The sequence below is a fragment of the Paenibacillus sp. P4_A7 genome (genome assembly GCF_056402455.1).
The window spans coordinates 1-3,562 of sequence record NZ_JBFUHJ010000530.1; the positions used below are offsets into that span (position 1 = coordinate 1).

Annotated in this window: 4 protein-coding genes and 1 riboswitch; all 4 genes read right to left on the reverse strand. The window is 42.4% G+C overall.

Features of this window, described 5'->3' with window-relative positions; translation table 11 throughout:
• Positions 1-125 precede the first annotated feature (125 nt).
• Entirely contained in the window at positions 126-1,064 is a 939-nt protein-coding gene (locus AC1DWN_RS30415; RefSeq protein ID WP_477562596.1) for an EamA family transporter, read from the reverse strand.
• A 92-nt stretch (positions 1,065-1,156) separates the two neighbouring features.
• Positions 1,157-1,267: riboswitch (purine riboswitch) on the reverse strand.
• 65 nt (positions 1,268-1,332) lie between these two features.
• Complete coding sequence (locus tag AC1DWN_RS30420; protein ID WP_477562597.1) at positions 1,333-1,944, reverse strand: NAD(P)-dependent oxidoreductase; 612 nt, start codon at positions 1,942-1,944, stop codon at positions 1,333-1,335.
• A gap of 15 nt (positions 1,945-1,959) precedes the next feature.
• Positions 1,960-2,931 carry a 2-hydroxyacid dehydrogenase gene (locus AC1DWN_RS30425; RefSeq protein WP_477562598.1) on the reverse strand — a complete coding sequence of 324 codons (972 nt, stop codon included), beginning with the start codon at positions 2,929-2,931 and terminating at the stop codon, positions 1,960-1,962.
• Positions 2,932-2,957: 26 nt separating this feature from the next.
• Positions 2,958-3,524, reverse strand: a complete 567-nt coding sequence (locus tag AC1DWN_RS30430; RefSeq protein WP_477562599.1) for a hypothetical protein — start codon at positions 3,522-3,524, stop codon at positions 2,958-2,960.
• Positions 3,525-3,562: the final 38 nt, after the last annotated feature.

A 3,562-nucleotide genomic window follows, 5' to 3' on the forward strand; every position in this document is an offset into this window, starting at 1 on the left:
GAGATAAAACAGACGATTATCGTCTGGAATAATTTCTTAATTGGCACACAAAAAACCACGATCCTTTCGGACCGTGGTTTTTTGTGTGCCTTTTATTTGTGTAGCTTTTATAGGAGATTGGAGCTTTATGCACTTTTTAATCGCTGTCTTCGCTTGAACAGTTCAGGCAGCATGACTCCGATAAGGACAACAATTACACCTAACCATTGCATCATGCTCACATGCTCATGAAGAACAATCGAGGAAAGTAATATGGCAACCGGAAGCTCCGCAGCTCCCAGAATTCCCGCCATCCCTTCCCCAATATGAGGAACACCAATTGCAAACAAGACCGGTGGAATAAATGCGCCAAACAGACCCAGTAATAAGCCATACCATATGAGCCCGCTCCATAATAGTCCATCAAACAAAAAGACCGGAGGAAATAAAATAAAGACAAGGGTCATTGCCCCTCCGATCATCCACATGCTGCGATACATCGGGTTAGCAGACGGCACTGCTTTGCCACTAAACAATATAAAGAGTGAGTAGCTGACAGCTGACATCAATCCTAAGAACACACCCATGATGTTTAGTTTCTCTGTACCCTGCTCTATTATACCCGCAGCCAGCAAAGTTCCCCCTAACAAAATCACTAAAGTAAACACCGTGATTCCATTTGGTCGCTTACGTTGACTTATCGCTTGTATGACTACACCAATCCAAGTGAATTGAAATAATAAAATAATAGCTAGTGAAGCGGGAATGTACCGTAATGACTCATAATAGACTAGTCCGGTAATTGCTGTTGGAGCACCCGCTGCCATCAAAAGCAATCTTTGCTTCCATGTCAGCTTAGTAGAAGTCACCGCCACTGCCGCTTGCTGCGAGTCATTAATACGCAATTTACGTTTCTCACGCCATTTCGTAAACAGTGCTAATACACAAGAGAGCATGAACCCAATAAATAATTGACTGCCCACAACCTCACCTAATTGATAACCTTCGCCATAGGCAAGAACGACAATCGTCGATAAAATTCCGTAACTGGCTGCTCCTAGAAAAACAGATAATAAATATTTCACAGGTTATGATGCCCCTCTCTTTTCTAAATCAATAATAAATTAGTAAAAATCCGCAAAAAAAAATCCTAACTAGGAATATAAGATCCTCATTACTGAAGTGATCCTATATTCGTAGTTAGGAAGTAAAGGCTTCCTGTAGATACCCTCACCCTTGGTGCAATGGACGATCGTGAGGTTATACGAATTAGATAAACTTAAAAAATCAACAGTGTTTATAATATATGACTAATAAGTTTAAGTCAATGGGTTAATTTATATATAAATGCCCCTAGACAGCGATGCCTACGCGAGCTTTTACATATTCTCTATTAAAATATTCGGCTGCGGCAAACTCTGCAGTTGCCTCAAACGAAATATAATTTCCACCTTCCGGCAATCCTTCTCTCTGAAACCGGTAGTTACTTTCTTTCACTTGCTGAACAAGTCTTGTTGGACATACAATTGTCCAATCCAATGAGGTTTTGGCGAGCTCTGTATAGACATGATGATGCTCTATTGCAGCTTCATGATTGGTACGCTTATTTTCTGTGGATTGATATCGGAGCAAGCCAGGCTCTGCCGTGCTTGGCAATATTCCAGCCGTACCTATCGTTACGATCCTGTTAATTCCTTGACTGCACATGGCCGATATAAGATTATCCATCCCGCGCATTAAAGTGCCGTTACCTTCCGTACTCAAAGCGCAAATCACGCCGCTTACACCCTTCATAGCCTCTTGAACAGTATCCTCATCACGGACATCACCAATTACTACAAAACTGTCCAAACAGGGCTCATGAGGTTTACGGACAAGGCGCTTAACTGAAACGCCTCTAGCTTCAACATATGATCGAATAAATTCCCCTGTCCTTCCTGTTGATCCAACAAGCAGCAGTGTCATTTTTAAATAACTCCCTTATTCTCTGAACTCGTCTATCATATTCGCCGGAGTTTGATCAGTTAAAGCACTAACGATATTTTTAGCAGCTAGCATGGCCATCTCGAGTCGAGTTTTAGACGTAGCCGAACCGATATGCGGTAGTGTAAGCACATTGGGCATTTGTAAGAACGGATGATTRGCATCTATCGGTTCCTGCTCATAAACGTCAAGCCCAGCTGCACTAATCGTACCCTCTCGAAGCGCTTCGACTAATGCCCCCTCATCGATCAATTGACCTCGGGATACATTTATAAAAATGGATGACGGCTTCATAAGCTGGAATTCATTCTTGCCAAGCATCCCTTTCGTCTCCTTTGTAAGCGGAGCTAATAATACGACGAAGTCGGACGAGGACAGTAAATCCTGGAGCTCGGCATAACGAACGCCTAGCTGTTCTTCCACATTAGGCTTGCGGCTGCGATTATAGTAAAGGACATCCATTTCAAATCCGAGCTTAGCACGTTTAGCAACTGCCTCACCTATGCGGCCCATTCCAATTATGCCAAGTGTAGCATGGTGTACATCCGTGCCAAACAATTTCTGACCATCTCCTGGCTTCCACTTGCCGTCTTTCACATAATGATCCAGTTCAGCAACTCTTCTTGCTGTGCCTAGAAGGAATGCAAATACCAAATCTGCAACCGTTTCGTTTAACACATGCGGTGTATTCGTACCAATGACACCCCGGCTCTTCATGGCATCGATATCAAAATGATTGTAGCCAACGCTTATCGTGCTAACAACCTTCAATTTAGGCGCATGCTCTAGAAGGTCGGAATCGATCTTCATGCCGGCTGTGAGCATTCCATCTGCTGTGGAAAGCAYTTCAAACAAAACCTCTTTAGGAATCGGACCTGTGCCTTCCCACTTCACTATTTTGCAATATTCTGCGATATAATTCTCTACTTCAGTTGGTATCGGTCGATCAATTACTACGGTTGGTTTCACAAATATTCTCCTCCGAATTCAAGTTGTTAACTCACCGTTACTACAATAGGCGCAGTAATGGTTTCACCTAAGTATTGAAATTGACCCCAAAGCTTATAAGTTCCCTTCTCAGGGAACACCGTATGAAACATGACGTTTCCGCCCGAGCTCATCTCTTCCGCTGCATGTGCGTGGATGAACTTTTCTGCTGTACTGTCCATTATGACACAATGTCCGGTCGTTCCGAGAAATGGCTCTAGCTTCTTCACTGGTTTACCAGTTTTCGCATCATTAATTCGAAATAATAGCATGACCATCTGCCCTGCTTTAATTTCAGTAATGGCCGGACTTGCGGATAAACTTATGGACAACTCGTCTATTTCTATTTTAAATAAGCTGCTCGGATTAATCAATTCAGCCGAATGAACTTCTCCCTCATCAGCCATCCACTCCTTATATATCGTTATATCATCGTTATTAGGTTTGAATTCACTGATGAATTGAAAGTGACCACTTTCCACATTCTCGATAAAATCCCTTGGAATCATTTGCTTCCCATTACTGCAAGAAGCGATTAGTAACGTTAATAATATGACAAACTCCATTTTTCTCATACAGATCCTCCTCTTAATTTGTTCTATTATCCTATTGG

Bases quoted from the DNA above. Each gene is read 5' to 3' on its own strand.
- AC1DWN_RS30420 (WP_477562597.1), bottom strand. From the start codon at position 1,944: ATGACACTGCTGCTTGTTGGATCAACAGGAAGGACAGGGGAATTTATT.
- AC1DWN_RS30430 (WP_477562599.1), bottom strand. From the start codon at position 3,524: ATGAGAAAAATGGAGTTTGTCATATTATTAACGTTACTAATCGCTTCT.